Origin of the sequence: Fangia hongkongensis FSC776 = DSM 21703, from assembly GCF_000379445.1 — a bacterium.
Taxonomy (GTDB): Bacteria; Pseudomonadota; Gammaproteobacteria; order Francisellales; family Francisellaceae; genus Fangia; species Fangia hongkongensis.
This window is the reverse complement of record NZ_KB902274.1, coordinates 16,170-34,662: the sequence shown is the minus strand read 5'-3', so window position 1 is coordinate 34,662 and position 18,493 is coordinate 16,170. Positions and strand designations below refer to the sequence as shown.

Genomic DNA, 18,493 nt, shown 5'->3' with positions numbered 1-18,493 from the left:
TCATCATTATATATAGACATTCATCAACACTCATCTATAGCAGAACACTGTTATAGCAAACGCTATAGCTTCACGATAGTTTTGACTATTTAAAGTGACTAAAACGGACAAAGTGACTATAGATTTGGCTGTATTTTCAAATACCTTCACAGATATAAAACACAAATATGAGTGAAATGCACTCATATACAGCGCGAAAAAATCTCTTTTTTCATCACTTTGATGAGTATTTTTTTTATATTTTCCTTATTCTTATCAACTACGATAGACTACCTTTATATTGAGAATAACGGCAAATATGTCGGTTAACACTTTCTAAATTTTAAAAAGCAACTTTAAAATCATCAAATGGGAGCACTTCTTATGATCAAGCTAAAGCCAATTTTTCTATTTGCAACTTGCCTTTTTTCATCATCTGCCCTAGCAAATTCTCTTCCTTGCACCCCTCTTGAAAATTCAAATACGTTGATTCAAACAGCAAGTATTAATCAGTTGATTAATCAGGGAATTTATAAAATGGGGCAACTACCTGGGCTTTTAGTTGGTGTAGTCGCAAATGGAAAAACACAACTTTTTAGCTGTGGTGAAACAGTAAAAGGAAATAACATACGACCAACAGGCGATACCATATGGCAAATTGGCTCTGTCTCTAAGGTTTTGACTACTAGTATTTTTGCCATGATGGTTGATCAAGGAAAGATCACCTTAACAGCAAAGCTTCAGGATAACCTTCCTAAAGGTACCACTGTTCCTTCATATCAAGGCAGAAGCATTACTCTACTTGATCTTGCGACTCATACTTCAGGTTTACCCCGTGAAATCACGGGGCTGAATAAAAACACTACTTTTCAATCCAATGAATCCTTTAATCAAAATCGCGCCTATAAATGGCTTTCTCAGTATCAGCTAACTATAGAGCCTGGAACACATTACCAATACTCCAATATTGGGTTTGGACTGTTGGGAAATGCATTAGCTTATCATGAAAAAACCACCTATGCGGAACTAATACACAGCTATTTAAATCAACAGCTGGAAATGAAAAATACCACTGTAAAACTAACGGAAAAACAGAAAAAAGATCAAGCAAAAAGCTACTGGTTTAATGGTACGCTTATTAAATCAAACTGGCAGTTTAATTTTAATCAGCCAAGTGGCGGAGTGTACTCCACTGGTGATGATTTATTACGTTTTATTCAATATAATCTAAACTTACTCTCTGGCAATGACTTTTCTGCTAATCAAATTGCTCATGCCACTTATATTTATCGGGATGCTTTAGATAATAAGCTCCGCTTTTCAGATTCAGGTATGGCACTAGGCTGGTCTGTTGATGACCCTGAGAATGGCCTACCCATTGTATTACATAAAAATGGCTGGGTTAGTGGGTTTAATACTTGGGTTATTTTGCTGCCTACAGAAAAAATTGGTATTTTTTCAATCTCTAATAAGCCCTACCTCGCAATAAAAGGCCAGCTGTTAAGCATTGCAAGATTACTTATGAACCATGCTCAACAAAAATGAAAGTAAAGTTTAAACCAAAAAACCATTTTATATATAGAGTTTTATAGATCTATGACTTCTCATAAAGATAACATTTTGACAATTTGCCAAAAATTCAACCTTACAAAGGTATTGCAGGAACTATACACAATGTTAAATTGTTGTGGCATTGATTATGCAAATGTAAATGAGCACTTCACTTGGTGCGCCCCCTTATCAACACATAAATATGCCTCTCGCTTCCATTTAAACAAACATTACCGACTTGAAGACCCTTATCATGACTACCATTTAGCGCGTTTACTACCTAAAATATGTAGCTTTTCAGATCTTTCTACCTACTCTGAAAGCTGGGGGGATTTACTCTATCCAAGTATCTCCAGTTATGGAGAGTGCCACGCATTATCTTATTGTTTCATGCAAGATAACACTGTTCATCGGTTTGTCTTCTATTATGCAGATATCCACCAAGCAATGACATTTTACATTCGCTGCCTAGACTTATACCCTCTTCTAATGGATCTAATGCCTTGTTTAATTGATATTCAAATCAAATTCCAAAAATTGCCTCGAATTGATGCAAGAAAATTAAAGCCGCTAAAACTATCACCTCGCTGGTATAGTGAAAAAGAAAAGTTTGATATATCAAAGCACTACCCATTTAATGCAAAAGAAGTATTGTTTTTTGAGGTCTTATCTCAAGGAATTAAGGAGAAAAATGAAATTGCCACTAGGCTAAAGATTTCACCTAGAACTATAGATGGCTATATTCATAAGTTTAAACAAAAGCTACAGCTAGATAGTGTGCATGAGTTATTTGAATATGCTAAAAAGTGCCAGATATTTGGAGAGAGTATTGCTAAATCAGAAGTTAAAAAAACTTAACTCTGTTGTGAAGTATCGATTGATATTAGTGAATTCGGGATAATTTTTAAATAACCCAATGCAATTGCTTTATCAACAAGTTCTGAACTATAGATAACCTCAAACTTCGCCCTCATTCTAGCAATATAAGTTTCTATCGTCTTATTTGAAACAGCAAAGATATTAGCTATCTGCATAATTGAAACACCTCTAATAAAGTAAAATAGGACTTCTTCTTCACGCTGTGACAAATCCTGATGGTTTGCTGAACGTCCAATCTCAACCACCATTTCAACTTTTTTGCCTTGTTTCTTGAAAAAGTGTGCATTTACTTTTATCCATGGAGCGTGACTAAAATCAGTGATATTTCTATGCACTCCAACTAGCACACCATCTTCAAAATATGGCTCAGTAATACAATAAAGATACTTAAAAAAACGCCCAACTCTGACAATACATAAATAATTACTATTTTTAAGACCCTTTAGCACTTCTTTTTCATATTCACTCCACATAATAGCCATCTCTAAAGATAATATGCTGTCATCTTGTAAAGACAGTATCTCTTTTTGAGTTGAGACAGAGAGCAGTTTTATATAATTTTTATTTGCGTAAATATAGCTACCATCCAAATGCTTGATTGCAATTGCATTGGGCAAAAAATCAAGTAATGCAAATATCTCTTTGCTATGATCCATCTAATTAAACTTATTCTAGCTCCAGTTAAAATGTTGTAAAAAATCATACCCAGGCAGCCACCTAATAGCACAGAGAAAATCATCTCCTGCTGCCGGTTTGTTAAACAAAAGCCCTAGATAATCTTTAAAATCAGTCTTGATTTGAACTACTTGTTCCACCTGTTTAGACAGTGACTCTAACTCATTAAGTGCCTCTTTTACCTCAAAGATATTTTCACCTTTGGCAATAAGATCTCGAAAGTATTGATACTTTCTATTTAAATCAGCTTGTGACATATTGGGCAATAATATTAAGCTATGATTATATTGCGATAATAGTGCAAGATCAAGCAATTGACTATAAGCACAAAAATCACATGCCAATATGTGATTATCGGGGGCGTTGTTTGAATAATCTCCATCAACGTTAATAATATGAAACACATCGAAGGCGTTTTTTGCTTCATAGTGACAAAAAGCACACATGCTAGCACTTTTTTGAGCGATATCTAAAAGATAACTACGATACTTACGATGTTCACGTCTTTTCATAAAAGCATAACCATTTCCGGGCTTTGCTAGGAGGCTCAGTTCTTTTTTTTGCATATTCTCAACTTATAGATAATTACTATATTCCTGTTTTAATGCGGCAATAACATTGTGAAGCATTGGTGTTTTTAGCCTTGTAGACAACGACTTTTCAGCTTGCCAGTGAGTGATAATGGCAATGCCTTCACAAAAATACGTTTTTCGTCCAAGGTTGTTTAAACCATACCAGAGCGCACGATCAATGGACTTTAGCCACAAAAAATTTGAACAAGCCAAAGAGCCATCTTGTCTTGCTATAAAAAGCAGTTCAACCAGTAGTGTTGTCACATAGTAATGTCGATGGATCTTCTCTCCAATCATTTCAGAGGCTCCATATTGAGATATAGCCCGCTCAACTTTCAACTTTAGTTGTTTGTCAGAGTGCTTTTTGCTGATTTTACCGCTGTATGAGTAGTGTTTATTAAGCAGGTTCAGTATATTCTCTCCCAGCTGACGATCTTTCATGCAATATGAGCAGAAGGCTGCAAAAAGGCCGTAATGCGCCCATGGTATATTACTACTATTTTGCCATTTATTTCCCAGCTGAGTCTGCATACATATCGAAACCGCAATCTCATCAATCTTCTTAGATTTTGCAAGCTTATAGTATTTAATGTACTCAATCGGCTTTAATGCTAGCGACTTTTTATCGTTAAGTAACGATGCTTTTTTTTCATGTGGCAAAAAAACACGTTCAAAGCTTTCTCTTATTTTCAACGAAAATGTACGCATATTATATTCTTGTCGATAACGGCGTGATGGGTGAAATAACCACAATAATAATATAAATAACACACCTAGAGAAAAATAGATTGGACTTAATGCATAAGCAACGCTATAAGAAAGATATTTCAAGTCAACCAATGTCACCTTTTGGGTTAACACATGATTACACCAGTTCATGAGCATTAAATAACTGTCATTCCATAACATAATGATAGATAGCTCAAAGCGGCGAAGCATAAAGATGATACGAATAACATTATCATGAAAATACCAATAGATAAATAAGCATGAAATTAAAATAGCAATAGCAACATAAGCTGGCCCCATGCCTGTATCATCATGGTTTGAACTATTTTGCATCATAGGCTTGCCCTAAGTAATGATCCACATTAAATGTATTGTCCTGTAGTGCATTTAATAACTCATCACATAAAAATAAAGTGACAATAGCATTATCCAAAATACCATCTGGCACAACAGAATCATCGCTAAAAATATAATTATAATTCCGACACGCCTCTTGTGAAAACTTCCGCAAAAGTGCCTCCTTCAATAATAGGCGGTCATAGTCAACTCTCTTGCCTTTTTCAATAAATTGAATTTGTCTCTTTACAGTTAGTTTTCTGATAATTTCATCAATCGTCATGCGATACCTCTTCTGAATGATTCATAATGATGCTACTTTTAAATAAAGAATTAAGCTCTGAGTTTTCTCGACCCTTCAGATAATCTTCAGATGTCAATTTTATCATGTTAATCCGCTTTTCAATTTCTGCACGACTTGTTACTAAGCCAACACCTTTGTAGGTATTAAATCGATAACAAAACTTATATATAGACTCAAGGTTAATTAATCGATCATTAAAACTTGCATGCTCAACATCAAAATAAGGACTATTGAGTTTATCATCTATAGATATTTCACCAAATAACACACTATCTGGTAACAATTTAATTTCAGTATTTCTTACTTGCTTACTCTCAACATTCTCTATTGAAGAGTTTATTTTTTCATTAATATCATTGAGTGGCTCTTTTTTATCGCCCTTATCTGAGTGTATTTCACTTATCTCTACTTGCGGTTTAACATCATCGCTTTGCAAAAGCTCTGAGTGTAACATTACCGGATCTAGTTTACATCTAATCTGTTTCCCAGTTTTTTGCCCAGATAATTTAACAAGCCTAATATAACTCTCACTAAGTGGCTCAACTTTTAAAAACTGATTTAATCCAATATAAGATGTTTTAGGCGGTGCTGCATAAAATGATTTGGCTCTAACAATAGTAGATTTAAAGAAAATGTGCGCCTCTCCCGGCAACTGGTCCTTTAAATCCATCAAATCAATTCTTGCTCGCTTCTCGATACCGGCCTCTTTACTATCTTTATATCCCAAAGCATCACCATCTTGCCCCATATTATAAGCTCTTACAGTTGACACGTAGGCCTCCCCCGCTGTCTTATTAAAAAAGTCCCATGTCTCAGTAGGGTCTTCCAACTTCATACACAGCTTGATATTTGTATTGGCAAAAATAGAGGCAGCTTCCTCTTTAGATGCTTTTTGAAATGCGGGAATATCTTGTCCTGCAAATACAACGGAAAAGCCCAAAGAGCGAGCCTGTGCAGGCACAACTGCAAACCCTTCAACTGCATAATAGCCATATTCATCCAATATACATAAAAAAGGCGTATCTGAATTTGATGGTTTAGACTCAATCACCTCACTATAATCACCTTGAATACGACTGCCTAAACCAGCCGCTAACATTGCTTTTAATGAAGCAATAATCAATTTTCCAAGATTAGATAATTCATCAGGTGACTTCTCAAGTGCAGGTAAAAGAACCACCAATATTCGCTTATTCAAAATGACATCTGTAAAATCAACATCAGCAAGATTGGTACGCATAATATGCGCATATACATCTGCTAATGAACCAAATATTCTGGTTAATTGCATGGTAATATAACCATGTTGCTCATAGGTTTTATCTGACTGCTTTCCAACGTTTTTTTGTTGATATCCAGGCAGTGTTGCCAAATAATTGTACATTGGATCAACAACATCAATGGGTAATTTTTCATGAAGTGAAACCACACTATTATTATGATCAAGCACTTTATTATCGGCTAATAAGTCCTCAAGCACATCCAAAACAAAATAGCGTCTTATTGTATTTGCCTCTAGCAATAAATAGCCTTGATCTCTTAAATAAACCAAAATACGCATTAAAGCTTCAACAAAGGAAATAGCACGTCCTTTCCACATATCCCCATCTCCTCCACCTTGACTGGAAGATTGCATCATACTTACAATCAACTGTGACAACATGCTAGATGAGCCAATTGAAAATGGATTTAAGGTATTTGATATTTTCTCTTTTTGTGGCCCAATGATATCTTCAGCACCAGTCATATAATTAATGACAAGTAAATCATCTTCTCTACCCATAAATTTTGCCATTGAATACACTTGCGCATATAACGAATTGTCCCCTTTTCCATCAACATAAATAAAGCCACTGCCTTGGCAAATGGCATTAAATGCTAAAGAAAGCAAAGTTTGTGTTTTCCCTGAGCCCGTTGAACCGAGAATTAAAGCATGGGTGCGCATATCTTCATTAGAGAACCAAAGCTCATGTTTAGAGGCTACTTCATTTCCAAATAAATAAATTCCCTTTGCCTCTTTTGCCTTTTTACTATGATGGTTACTATCAGAAAAATCTGGATATCTAGATCCAATTGGCAGCCTGAAGGGAAGTTTTGGCACTTGCCAAAAAGCATTCCAAAAAATCACCAATATCAACACAAACAATAGATCACTAACTAAAGGTAAAAAATATATCAACACCATCAACAACAGCAGCAAAATAATACTACCAGTTCGTGATGACATTAAATCATAAAATACAAAAATAAGTGCTCTGGTATCACGAACACTCTCACTAGGCTTGGCTTCCTGTGACTTATTTAAGCCTCTGAATTTATTCCGACTCATGAAGCTCAACTGTCTTCTCCCGCCCAAAGATCCATTCCCTTAAGTTCAAAAGAAACACTTTAAGGGTAACATTGTAATACCGAAGCACCAAAAGCAAAATGCCCATACCAACAGCAAGTGTGAGTGTCCAAACACGAAAATGAAATAGGCTTAATAGTATAGGAAAAAAAACCTGCGCCTCAATTATAAAGAATTTTGGCGAACGCCCAGAGTCACGCCAATGTGTTAAATCATCCTGCATAAGAATACTCACCTTTATCCGCTTTGAATGACTGGCTGTATTGATAAAACGTCTCTTGTGAGATCTCACCTTGCTGATAGAGTGATAACAGATGCTCTTGACGTGTACTTTTTTGCCTTGTCATTTCACTTTCTAAGAAGCTATCGAGCTTATTTATCGACATTTGTGAATAAGTGAAATGCTGATCAAATAAGATATACTCTCTAAGCGCAACCCTCCCTCCTTGAGAGCGAGGCAGTAAGCTCTGCCAAATAATCGCTCGAAGTGAACTTAAAAGATCATATAATACTCTATCACGCTCATTAGAAGGAAATAGAAGCAAGATTCGACTCAATGCACCAATGACACTTTGACTATGAACCGTACTATAAACAGCGTGACCTGTCATTGCTGACTCAATTACCGATAATAGTGTTTCTTTGTCTCTGGATTCACCAACCATAATGGCAGTTGGGGTGCGTCTTAATGCATTTTTCACAGCATAGCTATAGCTTGGTAGATAACGTGGAATCTCTGATTGAGCAATAATAGAGTGACCAATCTGTGCAGGAAGAAGATACTCTATTGGTGATTCAAAAGTGATGATTTTCTCACCTAATTGACTTTTTTGTGCCCGTTCGGTCATCATCGAAGCTAACAGTGTTGATTTGCCCGAGCCCGTTGCACCACAAATAATAACAATCCCTTCACGAACATAACTTAACTGTGCTAATTTATCTGGAAAATTTAATGCATCTAGTGTTGGTAAGATCATAGGCATTATACGAAGTGATAACTGCACACCAATAGAACTACCATAATGAACCATTGTTGCATTGACTCTAAATCGCTTACATTTATCTTTATCTGGTAATACGTATGAAAAATCAATATCAGTCCCTGTTAACACTTTGGCAACAGCATTACTACCATAGAGTAGATTTGTCACATCTTCTGCTTCATGGTGTGTTAAGCTACGCATGGTTAATTGAATGTTTCTGCCATCTTTGACCGCCATCACCGGGCAGCCAGATTGGAAACTCAAGTCACTATAATGATGTGTATAAGCATACTTTAAAATTTGATAATAATGTGTCTGTAATAAATATGCTGGCTCGACATCAAAAATATAGTTCATATACATCATAAGCCACTTTGCGTTTTATCTGATTTAAGGACAATCTGCCATTTTTTAGCATTCTTTTGAAACTCTGGCAAAAGCTCTAAGTGAAGTGCACGGCTATCGATAAGTAAATCGTTTTTATTGGCTGAGACTGCTTTTAATGATGTGCTAACATATGGCAGAGTCACCATGTTTCGATTAATCAGCTCGTAATATAAAATCATGCCTGAAAAATCACGTGTTAACACATATAATCTCTGTTTGAATATATCAACACCTTGCTCAATACCTTTATCCCAAGCAATATTAATATATTTCTTCCATAGTAGCATTTCAGCTTTATTTTTAGGTAAAACAGACTTATCTGGCAATTCAGGTGGCGCATAATTCATTACCAAATAATCTCTCCATGTTGGCGGAGTTGACACAAAATGAGATTGCTTATCTATGTGATAAACCTGACCATTAACCGTGACATTTCTTGCATTTTTGCTGATCATCGATTGATTGTACCCTGTTTCAATAACCGCTGGCATAACGTTATTTGGCAACATCAGACTATTAAAATTATAGCTCTGATACAACAAAGGCGCTATTGTGTCTAAAGAGCGATTAATCACCTTTGAGGTAAAAGCAAGTCCACCTTGTACACCAACTTCCATTGCAGCCTCTTTAAGTGCACGCACTCTCAAGCTTTGCATTTTGGTATCATATGCAACTTGAGCTGTATTTTGATTCAGCGCCTCTAAGTAGGCAAGCGTCATTGCAACCATCACTACTTATACCTAACACTGATTATATGAACCTTGGTATTAATATGGATATCACTCATTAGCGCAGATTGTGAAGCAATATCCCTTAGAATATTAATTGCACTTGCTGTCATAGGAGCATTCAATTTGCCAAGAATAACAAGAATGGGAAAAGCAGGCTTCTTACCAAAATACTGTACTTTGTAACCGACTTCCTTTGCAACTTTCCCAAGCACATTCTCAAGTGGTCCATACCAACTCACTGATAAAACTCGGTTTAATTGTTTATCATGAATGTTTTTAAAAGGGATTGGATTTTTACCATATTTCAACTGGTTTGAAAGCGACAGCGCTGTGAGGGACTGTTGCACTTTTTCACTTGAAAGTTGAATTTCATTCAGAATAACTTTGTTGATATATTCATACTGCTTTTTTTGCTTTTGAGCCGCTTTTGTTGGCGGCGTATGCGCGCAAGCAGTTATGAACATCAACAAAATAAGATAAAAGCCTATATATTTCATTGCTACCCTGCAGGGGTTATTGGCTGCATTGGCACGGTACCAAACGAGTCACCAACACTTTGTACTTGAAAGACTTGCTGTGCATCTTTATTCCCAGCATCACTTCCCAGTGTTGTTTGCAGCATTTGAATAAATGGCACCAAGCAGACAAGTGCAATACCAATGGCTAAATGCCCTGAGCCATGTTTGACATGCTCCCCTTGTGCACCTTGGTTAGTATGATGTTTTCGAAATAGCTGTAAAGAGCTAAAAATAAACCAAAGACCAACTACAGTTGCAATAATCTGAATGAAGGTTTTAATCTGATTAAAAAAACCAAGCATACTTCGCCCCCATTCAGTAAAGCCATTAGCACTGAAACCCACGGCATAACTCATCCCTACAGTCAGGCAAATAAGCGCAGAGCCTAAAGCAAGCTTTTTAAAGTTCACATATTTCATATCAATCTCCTTCTTAGGTTGGTAAATGATAAATGCCTTGTAGTATTGCCAAACAAAACTCCAGATTCATCCCTATAATGCCAGCGACGAAATAAGATATAATTTGAGCAACACCACCTTCTTGCTGGCCTTCGCCAACTTTAATTAACAAAAACATCCCCTTGATAAGGGCGATAAAACCAATGATATTTAACAAAGCAAAAATTAGATATTTCTGTGCAATAGTACTACTATCAACACCCAAGTTTGATATTTGAGTAATATACGCACTAATCGCATTTGTTGGATCTAACGATGTTGTTGGCATTACTGTAATGGTTATCATCTGAATAAATCCAGTTGATGAGATTAATATCACGCCAGAGAAAAACATCATCGCCGTTGTAATCGGCGCATAATAGCGGAACATTTGCTGTGTTTTCCCATGCTTACTCAGGCGAATAAGCGCAATAAATAAAAGCACAAAACCAATGATGGTGGCAATAACACGAATCAGTGTAAACAGATTGATCTTGCTTCCACCTAGAATCTTTAAAATAGATTCGATGTAGACAACTGCTTCACTTGCCACCTGTATTCCCCAATCTTGAATCTTAGACTCAGTATCAAATGAATCTAGCTAAGAAAACACAGATAGTGGAATTAATAGTCATTAATTGCAAAATAGTAAACGATTTACGTATTTTTCGAAATTGCGCTAAACTCAACCGATATAAGCACTGTAAACTAGTAAGAGATAAGAATAATACAAAGTGCAAATAATCTGTAATTGCAATCCTTTTGCACTTGATTTCAGTCTAGATTAAAGGCATAAATCAAAAAGTTTTATACCTCAGCAATCTCTACAAGAAAACCTAAGTATAAAGATTATGTATTGAGTCCATTTGTATTGGAGGGCTCTATTAATGGTTCTTGCTCAAATAAACTGGACATTTTTTTAAAATCTGAAGGCTCAGGTGAATTCACCTGCTTAGCCTCATTATGTAGGGAGTTAGGGAAAAAGTTTGCCATTTTTATTGCAACCACCTTATCAGGAAGAATGTTCACTTTATAACTCTCTTCCTTCAATTTATTCACCATTAAAATTCTCCCAGTATTTACAACTATTTGTCATTATAAAGCTAAGGTTACTATATCACCATATAGGATAAAGCAGTTTTTCAATATCCCTATATAAATCATCACTCTGTCCATGGAATTAAATAGGTAATTTCTTAAACTGCTTTATTGAGGTCCTGTATCTCTGATTTCATTATTAGGCTGATCACCTTTAGGCTTGTCTATTGTTTCAAATAAATTTAACACATATTCATTAGTAGAATGATCGGTCAACCACCAGCTTCCTGATCCATGGATAGAAGCCTTCAAAGAAATATCCCTCATTTCATCTTCAGATAACCGTTCATTTGAGTCTAAATTCTTACCTTCATACAGCATTTTAACTCTTTTAGGGACCATTATTTCTTTGTCTACCCCATTTGCATCTTGTATCTTTATTTTATGTGCAGATCGACCAAATCCGAGCTTGAAGCTATGATTATTATTAATAAGATCAGTTTTAATTTTTTGTTTAATTAAGTTGTGTATATCATCATTTTCTCCCCCGTCTCCCAAGTCTCTACTTTTATCACTTTCTCTTTTGTCTCCCGAGGCTCCACTTTCATCACCTTTTTGACTGAATCTTTCTTGCACTTTCTGAAGAGTCTCTAGCTCTTTTTTAGTAAGAGTATTTTGTGATATTTCTGAGAAAGGATTTGTATTATTTTCTTTATCCTGTAGTTTTTCCTTGATGCTATCTAAATCTATTTTCTCTTCATCACTTAAACCTTTTTTACCTAAAGACTCAAGTGACTTTTTATCTGTAATAAATTGAGCTACAGATTTTTTAAAAAACAATCTCGCATCATTATTTGAAAGATTTGAACGGCTATTGCGATAACTTTCCTTAAACCCATCAGATACTTTATCTGACCCAACAATCACATCAAGTAAATTTGCTAATCGTTCAAATTGATTTTCATATTCTGTAGCTGTCATCGTTTTTAAATCATTATTACTATCAAAAAAATGATTTTTTATATAGCTCTGTAATAGGTTTTTTGTATTTTCATCCTCTAAACCAGAATGTTTTTGAACCCTTTCAAGAAGAACTTTAATATTATCCATCCCCTCCTGACAGGCATTTTCCTTCTCTACATACTGGCTGTTCTCACTCAACATCTTATTTATATTCTGAATTGTCTTTCCCGCTGCTATTTCAGCTTTGTATTCATCAAATTCACCTTGTATCGCTTTGTTCTTTTGCGTTTTTGCTTCAATCTTCTTTTCTACTTCAGCTTTGTATCTATCAAATTCATCCTGCATCTCTTTGCTCTTTTGAGCTTGTTCTTCAATCTCACTCTGTTGCCGACTAATTTCCTCATCTTTTGCGCCCAAAGTAGTTTTATATTTAGCTTTTGTATCACTTAGCTTTGTCTCTAGGCTAGCATTCTCATCTCTTACCCCTTTATACTCGCGCTCGGTTTCACCTAGTTTCAGCTCAATATTTTTTAATTCTTTAGCTTTATCTGCCAATTGATTTTGTGCACTATCTTTCTCCAGCTCCAATTTAATGTTTTTTTCGCTCTCAGCTTCTTTCTCTTTTTTCACACTTTCAATCTGTTCAGTAATTCTTTCTATTTCTTCTTTATTTGTATTGGATTCTTGTTCTAGCGCTTTCCTTCTCTTTTCAAGAATATCCATGCTTTCTTCAAGATTCTTTACTTTACCATTACTCTCCTGAACTTGAGCATCTAAAGATTCTACCTCCTCCGTTTTTACTGTAAGCTCATCTGATAATTGAGTTTGTGCAGCCTCAAGATCCTTAACATTTTGTTTTAATTCAATTTTCTCAGCTTCCAACTCCCTTTGTTGATCTTTCAGACCCTGTATTTCTTTCCTCTGCTTCTCATTTTGATCATTCAGTTCTTTAAGCTTTTTTGTCTTGCTCTTCAATTCCTTTTGTAACTTTGTATTTTCTTCAGTTACTTGCTCTGCAAGTTGTTTAAAGTTTTCATTTTCATTATGACGATCTTCTTCTTCCTCAGTTGGGAATATTTCTTGCTCCTTTTGTATTTCACTTATAACATCTAATGCTGCCGAAGCCTTGCTTTCGATATTAGATTGTATTTGACCAATACTATTTGTTGTCACTCCTAAGTCTGTCTCTAGAGTCCTAGTATCTTCTATAATATTTTTCTGATTATTTAAAGCGTTAATAACCTCCTGTAACTTTTCTTGTATTTTTGTCTTGCTCTCATCAGTAATCTCTCCGTTCAACAGATTTTGAGCACTTTTTAGCTCATCTATAGCTGTTTGAGTATATTCTTTATTATGACGAACTATTTCTGTAAGCTGACCTAACTTTGCCTGCAAGATCTCCAACTGACTATGATCCATTTTAAGTTCATAGCTTAAACGTTGAATCTCTAGCAAAATCAAATTCACAGCACTCAATGGTTGTGCATTTAAAGTTGTCCCTTGATAAGGTGCTGTAATATTAGACTCTTTGGTAAATTCTAGATCTGTTTTCCCAATCAGCCCTGCTAATTTTCTGGAGGATTGATAAAAGTTGTTAACATTGCGAATAAAAGTATCTTCATTATCATCAATTTCATCAACTTTTTTTTCTAACTCCTGAGTTAATTCTTTAGGAAGATTTGCCTTAATACCCAGCAATCTTTGTGATAAAAATTTTGTCACCTCATTAGAAGCCAAACCCTTATCCATAGATGCTTCTTTAATGTATTCTTCTACCTTATTTGTAGATTCCTCTAGTAGCTTAATGACTGATTGTAAATCTGCTTTACGTGTTTTAACCCACCAAATAGATCCCAGAGACTCTGTTAGCGTTTTAATTGAGCTAATACAGGCTTCAATTCCATACATTAACTCACAAGCTTTAACCAGATTCTCTGCTTTGTCTTGAGCTTTATCTTTATCAGAGGAGAAATACTTTAAATAATGCTCATTTGTATGGTCTTGCTTAATTGGATGTCGTTGGTTAAAATTCTTTTCGGCAGCGAGAACACACTCTTTTAATTTATTGTCATCTAAATTTAAGTGTGCTAGCTCCTGCTCTAGCTGTAGACGATAAATTGCTCTGACTAAATCATTATTAATAAGCTCAGGGCGTTTTAATTCAGTAAACTGCTTTTGAGTATATTTACCTCTGCCAGCTTTGGTTTCTTCTAATTGCAAAGACTTATGGGTGTGTGAAGCGAGGCTTTTCTCCATAGCAGAGCTTTTGTCATCATTGCCTTTTGGGTTTGTCTCCAACATTGATTGATCTGAATTCACAAATGGATTATTAGTTGGCATCCCTATTCTTTCATGGACATCAGCATATTCATTAACCGTAAATCTTTTAGAAATAAAATCACTTTGATCATAATTCTTAGCTTGCTTACTCTGAGCTATATTTATAGCTCCTTGATTAGTCTGGCTACTTTCTAATGCTATAGCCTCAGCAATAATATGAGCATCGGCATATGCCTCTAATAGAACTTGTTCATAAACATGAAACAAATCTAAACGCACAGAGTCAAGACCTTTTTTTTGTGCTTTATCTAAGCGCTTTTCTGACATCTGAGAAACAAAAACAGAAGTTGCAAGCAGGTTATTCGTTAACATAAAAGTATTACTTTCCAGCGTGTTAACAGCCTTGTTAAAATTACTTTTGTTATATTGATCTCTTACATATTCATTAATATCAGATAAAACAAATTCACAGTATTTCTCAAAAAAATCCTGCCGCTTACTACCTTGGTCGCTTTCAGTTAATTTTTTATTCTCAACTGATACGTTAGTGGTTACGCTTTCTTTATCTTCACTTTGCTCATCACCTTTATTGTATTTATCATCAAATAAAGTACTGTTCATTAGTGTAGACTCAATCGCACCTGAAATTGCACTTGTCACCTGCTCAACTTTTTTTGGATCTACCATTTTATCATCAGATGATAGTGGCATATTTAACAACTTTTCAGTCACACGAGCCAGTGTATAAAGAACATTAGATAAGCCAGTAGCTGTATTATTTATATTGACACCTTCTGTTCGAGTATTTGCTCGATATTCCTGATATGAGTCAAGTAAAAGAATAAGAAAGTCAAACTTCTTAAAATTTTTGGCCTTTTCCTCTCTATTTAGATTTAACTCTTTTTCTTTAATATTGACTAAGACATGTGTGAAGTTTTTTAGATACTCATCAACATTGTTTGCTTTAGCATTAGCATTATCTATTTTTTGTTTGACCGGTACGGCTTTTAGATCATCTTCAATAGTTGCAATCAATTCTTGTGCATACTCATTACCATGGAGCTTCTCTAGATTTGTTATTAGTTGATCAAGAAACTGACCATAATATTGTCCTCCACTTAATGCATTAACAGTTACACCCTTTCTCGCTACTGAATTATAATCTTCCACATTTTCCCATGATTTTTCAACACTAATAAAAAAATCCTGAACCATATTTTTTATGCCATTCCCAGCATGTTTTCTCATGTTGAACATAACCTATCCTCCACTTAATTGATTAAACGAAATAAAATTTTCAATACAAAATGTATCTATATTTCAACTGTATAAATAACCTGCCAAAATAGGCTAGCAACTGAAGAAAAACTCATCAAATTGATCATAAAGTGATACTTTTATGATTTAATCACAGCAAATTGAATAGTGATAATGCTTAACTTGTCCTACATGCTTGTATAGCTATTATTCGTCTTTGGGAACTAAAAGTTATTATCTTCCTTGATTAGTGGATCGTGAGTCAAACAGTATGTAAACGCATGATTAATGATAAAGCCACTTACAGACATAATAAAGCGCATTGAAAGCTCGGTAGAGAACTGTGGCTTGCGGGTGAAACAAACCACAGCTTTCTACACATGAACCCCCACATGGCTCACTTTAAAACGCATTTATATTATTACTAAGATTTCACTCCCTTTGATAATGGAACTATAGCTTGATTTACTCACCATAAAAACCTTCCAGTACTAACTTCATCAATATGATTGTTTTAAGGAGATTTTTAGGTGAGCTTACACATTACCTAAATAGCAGCATCAAAGGTAACGCTACTGGTATTATCTTTCTCACTTAATGATTGGAATAAATAGTTATGCTCATCTTTAGCGCCAAAAAGCTCTTTATGTGCTAGCTTTAAATTTTTATCTTGATCACGATCTAAAGTAATGTTAACCCCTTCAAACATTTTTAAGTATTTTATATACTCCTCTTTAGTCCGGCCTTTCGGTAATGAAAGTTTAACGGTTGGCGCACTTGATAAAAGATCCTCTAAAAGAGCTTCTTTTTCTTGCTCACTTTTCCCTTTAGCTTCCTGATATTTCTCTTTAAATTCCTGCTTTTTCTCTTCTAATGTATGATTACAAAACCGAACAATAGTCGCTATATTCTGCGCTAAGTCACCTTCAGCAGATAAAGTTTTAACACCTGATTTGTCTTTGCTGAGCGTATATGTATTCGTGCTACTTCTATTAGTAAATAAAAAGGACTCTCCCCCGGTAAATGATGCTGCGCCTTGTTTAGCTCGAGTCCATAAATCTGGATTCTCTATCACCTTGTATTCGTCTTTTGTAAATACCTGATCTAAAAACGCTTGCTGACTAGTCTTATCTTTGGGAAAAGCCAAATATTCACTTGCAGCAATCACTGATAGATCAGGACTCTCAAAGTTCTCTTGCGGGCTTTCTCTAACCTCTAATCTAATTTCTCTTTCTGCTTGATCTGCTGAAGACTTACGTCTTGGCGAGGACATATTATCACTTCTTCGCTGCTTAATAGCGCGTTCATCTTCATTATCTTCTCTTTTACGCTTTCTACTTCTTGCTATATTTAAATTTTGGGGGCGTGACTGATCATTATTTTCCGTTTTATTTTCTCTTTTTACCCTTCTAGGAGGAGATGAGGGAGTACTAAAAGCACTTGTCAACCCTGCGCTAGAAACAGGGTTTAGATTATCCCTTATATCTTTAACAGCTTGCAAAATCTGCTCCAATTCAACTTCATACTTTTCGGACAGATTTGTGTTTTTTTTTGCCTTTACAAGCTCTGACTGTAATGAAGCAGCCTTTTTATTTAACTTAGTTTTCAAGTTTGACTTTTTCCTAATCTCACCATTATATGGACCATCTCGCATATCATAATATTGACTATTCATCTCTTGGAGGTTAGCTAATCTTTCTTTGTAGCCCTCTAACTCAAGGTTTACTTGGCGTGTTGCAAAATTTTCGTCACTACCTTCTTCACGCTCAATAGCATTAAAGGGCAAAGGCTCACTTTCACTTTGCTCTTGTGATAATTCTGTATTATACAAACCACCGTTTTCGCTATCTAATGGTACATAACTGTCAACTAAGTGTTCTCCTTCAACCTGATTATCATCCTGCAAAGAAAATAACTCATCTTCACTATTACTTTCCCCTGATTGCAAAACCGACCCTTGTTGATGTTGTTCTCCAATATCTTCAGTTACAGTTATACTCCCCTCCGCCTTCTGAGCCTCTTCTGATAGGCTTATAACTTCCTCAATGCTAGAGTTTACATCGTTTTGTTCATCTATTTTATGCTCTTCGGCACTATCATCTTGATTTACTTCAGTCAGACTTTCTTCAGGCATACTTATATCAATATTCTCTGTGCTACTTTGCCCAATAATTTTACTGTCATCGTTTTCTTGTTTAGTTTGAAAGTCACTATTTCCACTTGGAGCTTTTTCACCGCTGTTTTGTTCTATTGTTAGCTCAACATCCATAGCTTCAACAGTTTCATTACTACTTGATGTAACACCTTCATCCTTTTCTTCTGTCTCATGTATACCATCATTTGCGGCATCCGTACTTTGGGGATTTTCTAAAGGAGTGGATTGATCAGACTCAGAAGTATTAACTTCAGCATAGTTTTCCCCTGAAACATCTGCTTGAGTCTCTTGATTTTCTGCTGTCTTTTTTGTGTCATTAGCCATAACCCTTCTCCTATTTATTTAAAATTGCATTACCAACCAATCAAACCT

At 35.3% G+C, this 18,493-nt stretch carries 16 protein-coding genes; 2 read left to right on the top strand and 14 right to left on the bottom strand.

Going from position 1 to position 18,493, the window contains the following annotated elements:
- The first annotated feature begins 363 nt into the window (after nt 1-363).
- Nucleotides 364-1,524, top strand: a complete 1,161-nt coding sequence (locus A37Q_RS0113155; RefSeq protein WP_018300752.1) for a serine hydrolase — start codon at nt 364-366, stop codon at nt 1,522-1,524.
- A 129-nt stretch (nt 1,525-1,653) separates the two neighbouring features.
- Complete coding sequence (locus A37Q_RS0113150) at nt 1,654-2,388, top strand: LuxR C-terminal-related transcriptional regulator (RefSeq protein WP_018300751.1); 735 nt, start codon at nt 1,654-1,656, stop codon at nt 2,386-2,388.
- On the opposite strand, the gene A37Q_RS16025 is transcribed toward A37Q_RS0113150, so the two are convergent.
- The 14 genes from A37Q_RS16025 to A37Q_RS0113080 all read right to left on the bottom strand — a co-directional run bounded on the left by A37Q_RS16025 (nt 2,385) and on the right by A37Q_RS0113080 (nt 18,445).
- Nucleotides 2,385-3,065 (bottom strand): helix-turn-helix domain-containing protein, encoded by a 681-nt coding sequence (locus A37Q_RS16025; RefSeq protein ID WP_018300750.1) that lies wholly within the window; start codon nt 3,063-3,065, stop codon nt 2,385-2,387. The genes A37Q_RS0113150 and A37Q_RS16025 overlap by 4 nt on opposite strands.
- Before the next feature lie 15 nt (nt 3,066-3,080).
- Nucleotides 3,081-3,650, bottom strand: a complete 570-nt coding sequence (locus A37Q_RS0113140; RefSeq protein ID WP_018300749.1) for an HNH endonuclease signature motif containing protein — start codon at nt 3,648-3,650, stop codon at nt 3,081-3,083.
- Between the two features lie 9 nt (nt 3,651-3,659).
- A complete protein-coding gene (locus tag A37Q_RS0113135; protein ID WP_018300748.1) occupies nt 3,660-4,721 on the bottom strand; it encodes a secretion/conjugation apparatus DotM-related subunit in 1,062 nt (353 codons plus the stop codon).
- Nucleotides 4,708-5,004 carry a hypothetical protein gene (locus A37Q_RS0113130; RefSeq protein ID WP_018300747.1) on the bottom strand — a complete coding sequence of 99 codons (297 nt, stop codon included), beginning with the start codon at nt 5,002-5,004 and terminating at the stop codon, nt 4,708-4,710. The genes A37Q_RS0113135 and A37Q_RS0113130 overlap by 14 nt, the downstream gene beginning before the upstream one ends.
- Nucleotides 4,994-7,354, bottom strand: a complete 2,361-nt coding sequence (locus A37Q_RS0113125) for a type IV secretory system conjugative DNA transfer family protein (protein WP_018300746.1) — start codon at nt 7,352-7,354, stop codon at nt 4,994-4,996. The genes A37Q_RS0113130 and A37Q_RS0113125 overlap by 11 nt, the downstream gene beginning before the upstream one ends.
- Nucleotides 7,341-7,595, bottom strand: coding sequence for an IcmT/TraK family protein (icmT, locus tag A37Q_RS0113120; protein WP_018300745.1), 255 nt, complete (start codon nt 7,593-7,595; stop codon nt 7,341-7,343). The genes A37Q_RS0113125 and icmT overlap by 14 nt, the downstream gene beginning before the upstream one ends.
- Complete coding sequence (locus A37Q_RS15565; RefSeq protein ID WP_200403641.1) at nt 7,585-8,712, bottom strand: type IV pilus twitching motility protein PilT; 1,128 nt, start codon at nt 8,710-8,712, stop codon at nt 7,585-7,587. The genes icmT and A37Q_RS15565 overlap by 11 nt, the downstream gene beginning before the upstream one ends.
- 5 nt (nt 8,713-8,717) lie before the next feature.
- On the bottom strand, nt 8,718-9,470 hold the full coding sequence (locus A37Q_RS15560) for a type IV secretory system conjugative DNA transfer family protein (protein WP_018300743.1): 753 nt from the start codon (nt 9,468-9,470) through the stop codon (nt 8,718-8,720).
- Nucleotides 9,471-9,472: 2 nt separating this feature from the next.
- Nucleotides 9,473-9,970, bottom strand: coding sequence for a DotD/TraH family lipoprotein (locus tag A37Q_RS0113105; protein ID WP_018300742.1), 498 nt, complete (start codon nt 9,968-9,970; stop codon nt 9,473-9,475).
- Between the two features lie 2 nt (nt 9,971-9,972).
- A complete protein-coding gene (locus tag A37Q_RS0113100) occupies nt 9,973-10,410 on the bottom strand; it encodes a hypothetical protein (RefSeq protein ID WP_018300741.1) in 438 nt (145 codons plus the stop codon).
- A 13-nt stretch (nt 10,411-10,423) separates the two neighbouring features.
- Nucleotides 10,424-10,981, bottom strand: a complete 558-nt coding sequence (locus A37Q_RS0113095; RefSeq protein WP_018300740.1) for a hypothetical protein — start codon at nt 10,979-10,981, stop codon at nt 10,424-10,426.
- Nucleotides 10,982-11,277: 296 nt separating this feature from the next.
- Nucleotides 11,278-11,490, bottom strand: a complete 213-nt coding sequence (locus A37Q_RS0113090) for a hypothetical protein (protein ID WP_018300739.1) — start codon at nt 11,488-11,490, stop codon at nt 11,278-11,280.
- 144 nt (nt 11,491-11,634) lie between these two features.
- Nucleotides 11,635-15,957 (bottom strand): hypothetical protein, encoded by a 4,323-nt coding sequence (locus A37Q_RS0113085; RefSeq protein ID WP_154648707.1) that lies wholly within the window; start codon nt 15,955-15,957, stop codon nt 11,635-11,637.
- A gap of 556 nt (nt 15,958-16,513) precedes the next feature.
- A complete protein-coding gene (locus tag A37Q_RS0113080; protein ID WP_018300737.1) occupies nt 16,514-18,445 on the bottom strand; it encodes a hypothetical protein in 1,932 nt (643 codons plus the stop codon).
- Nucleotides 18,446-18,493 lie beyond the last annotated feature (48 nt).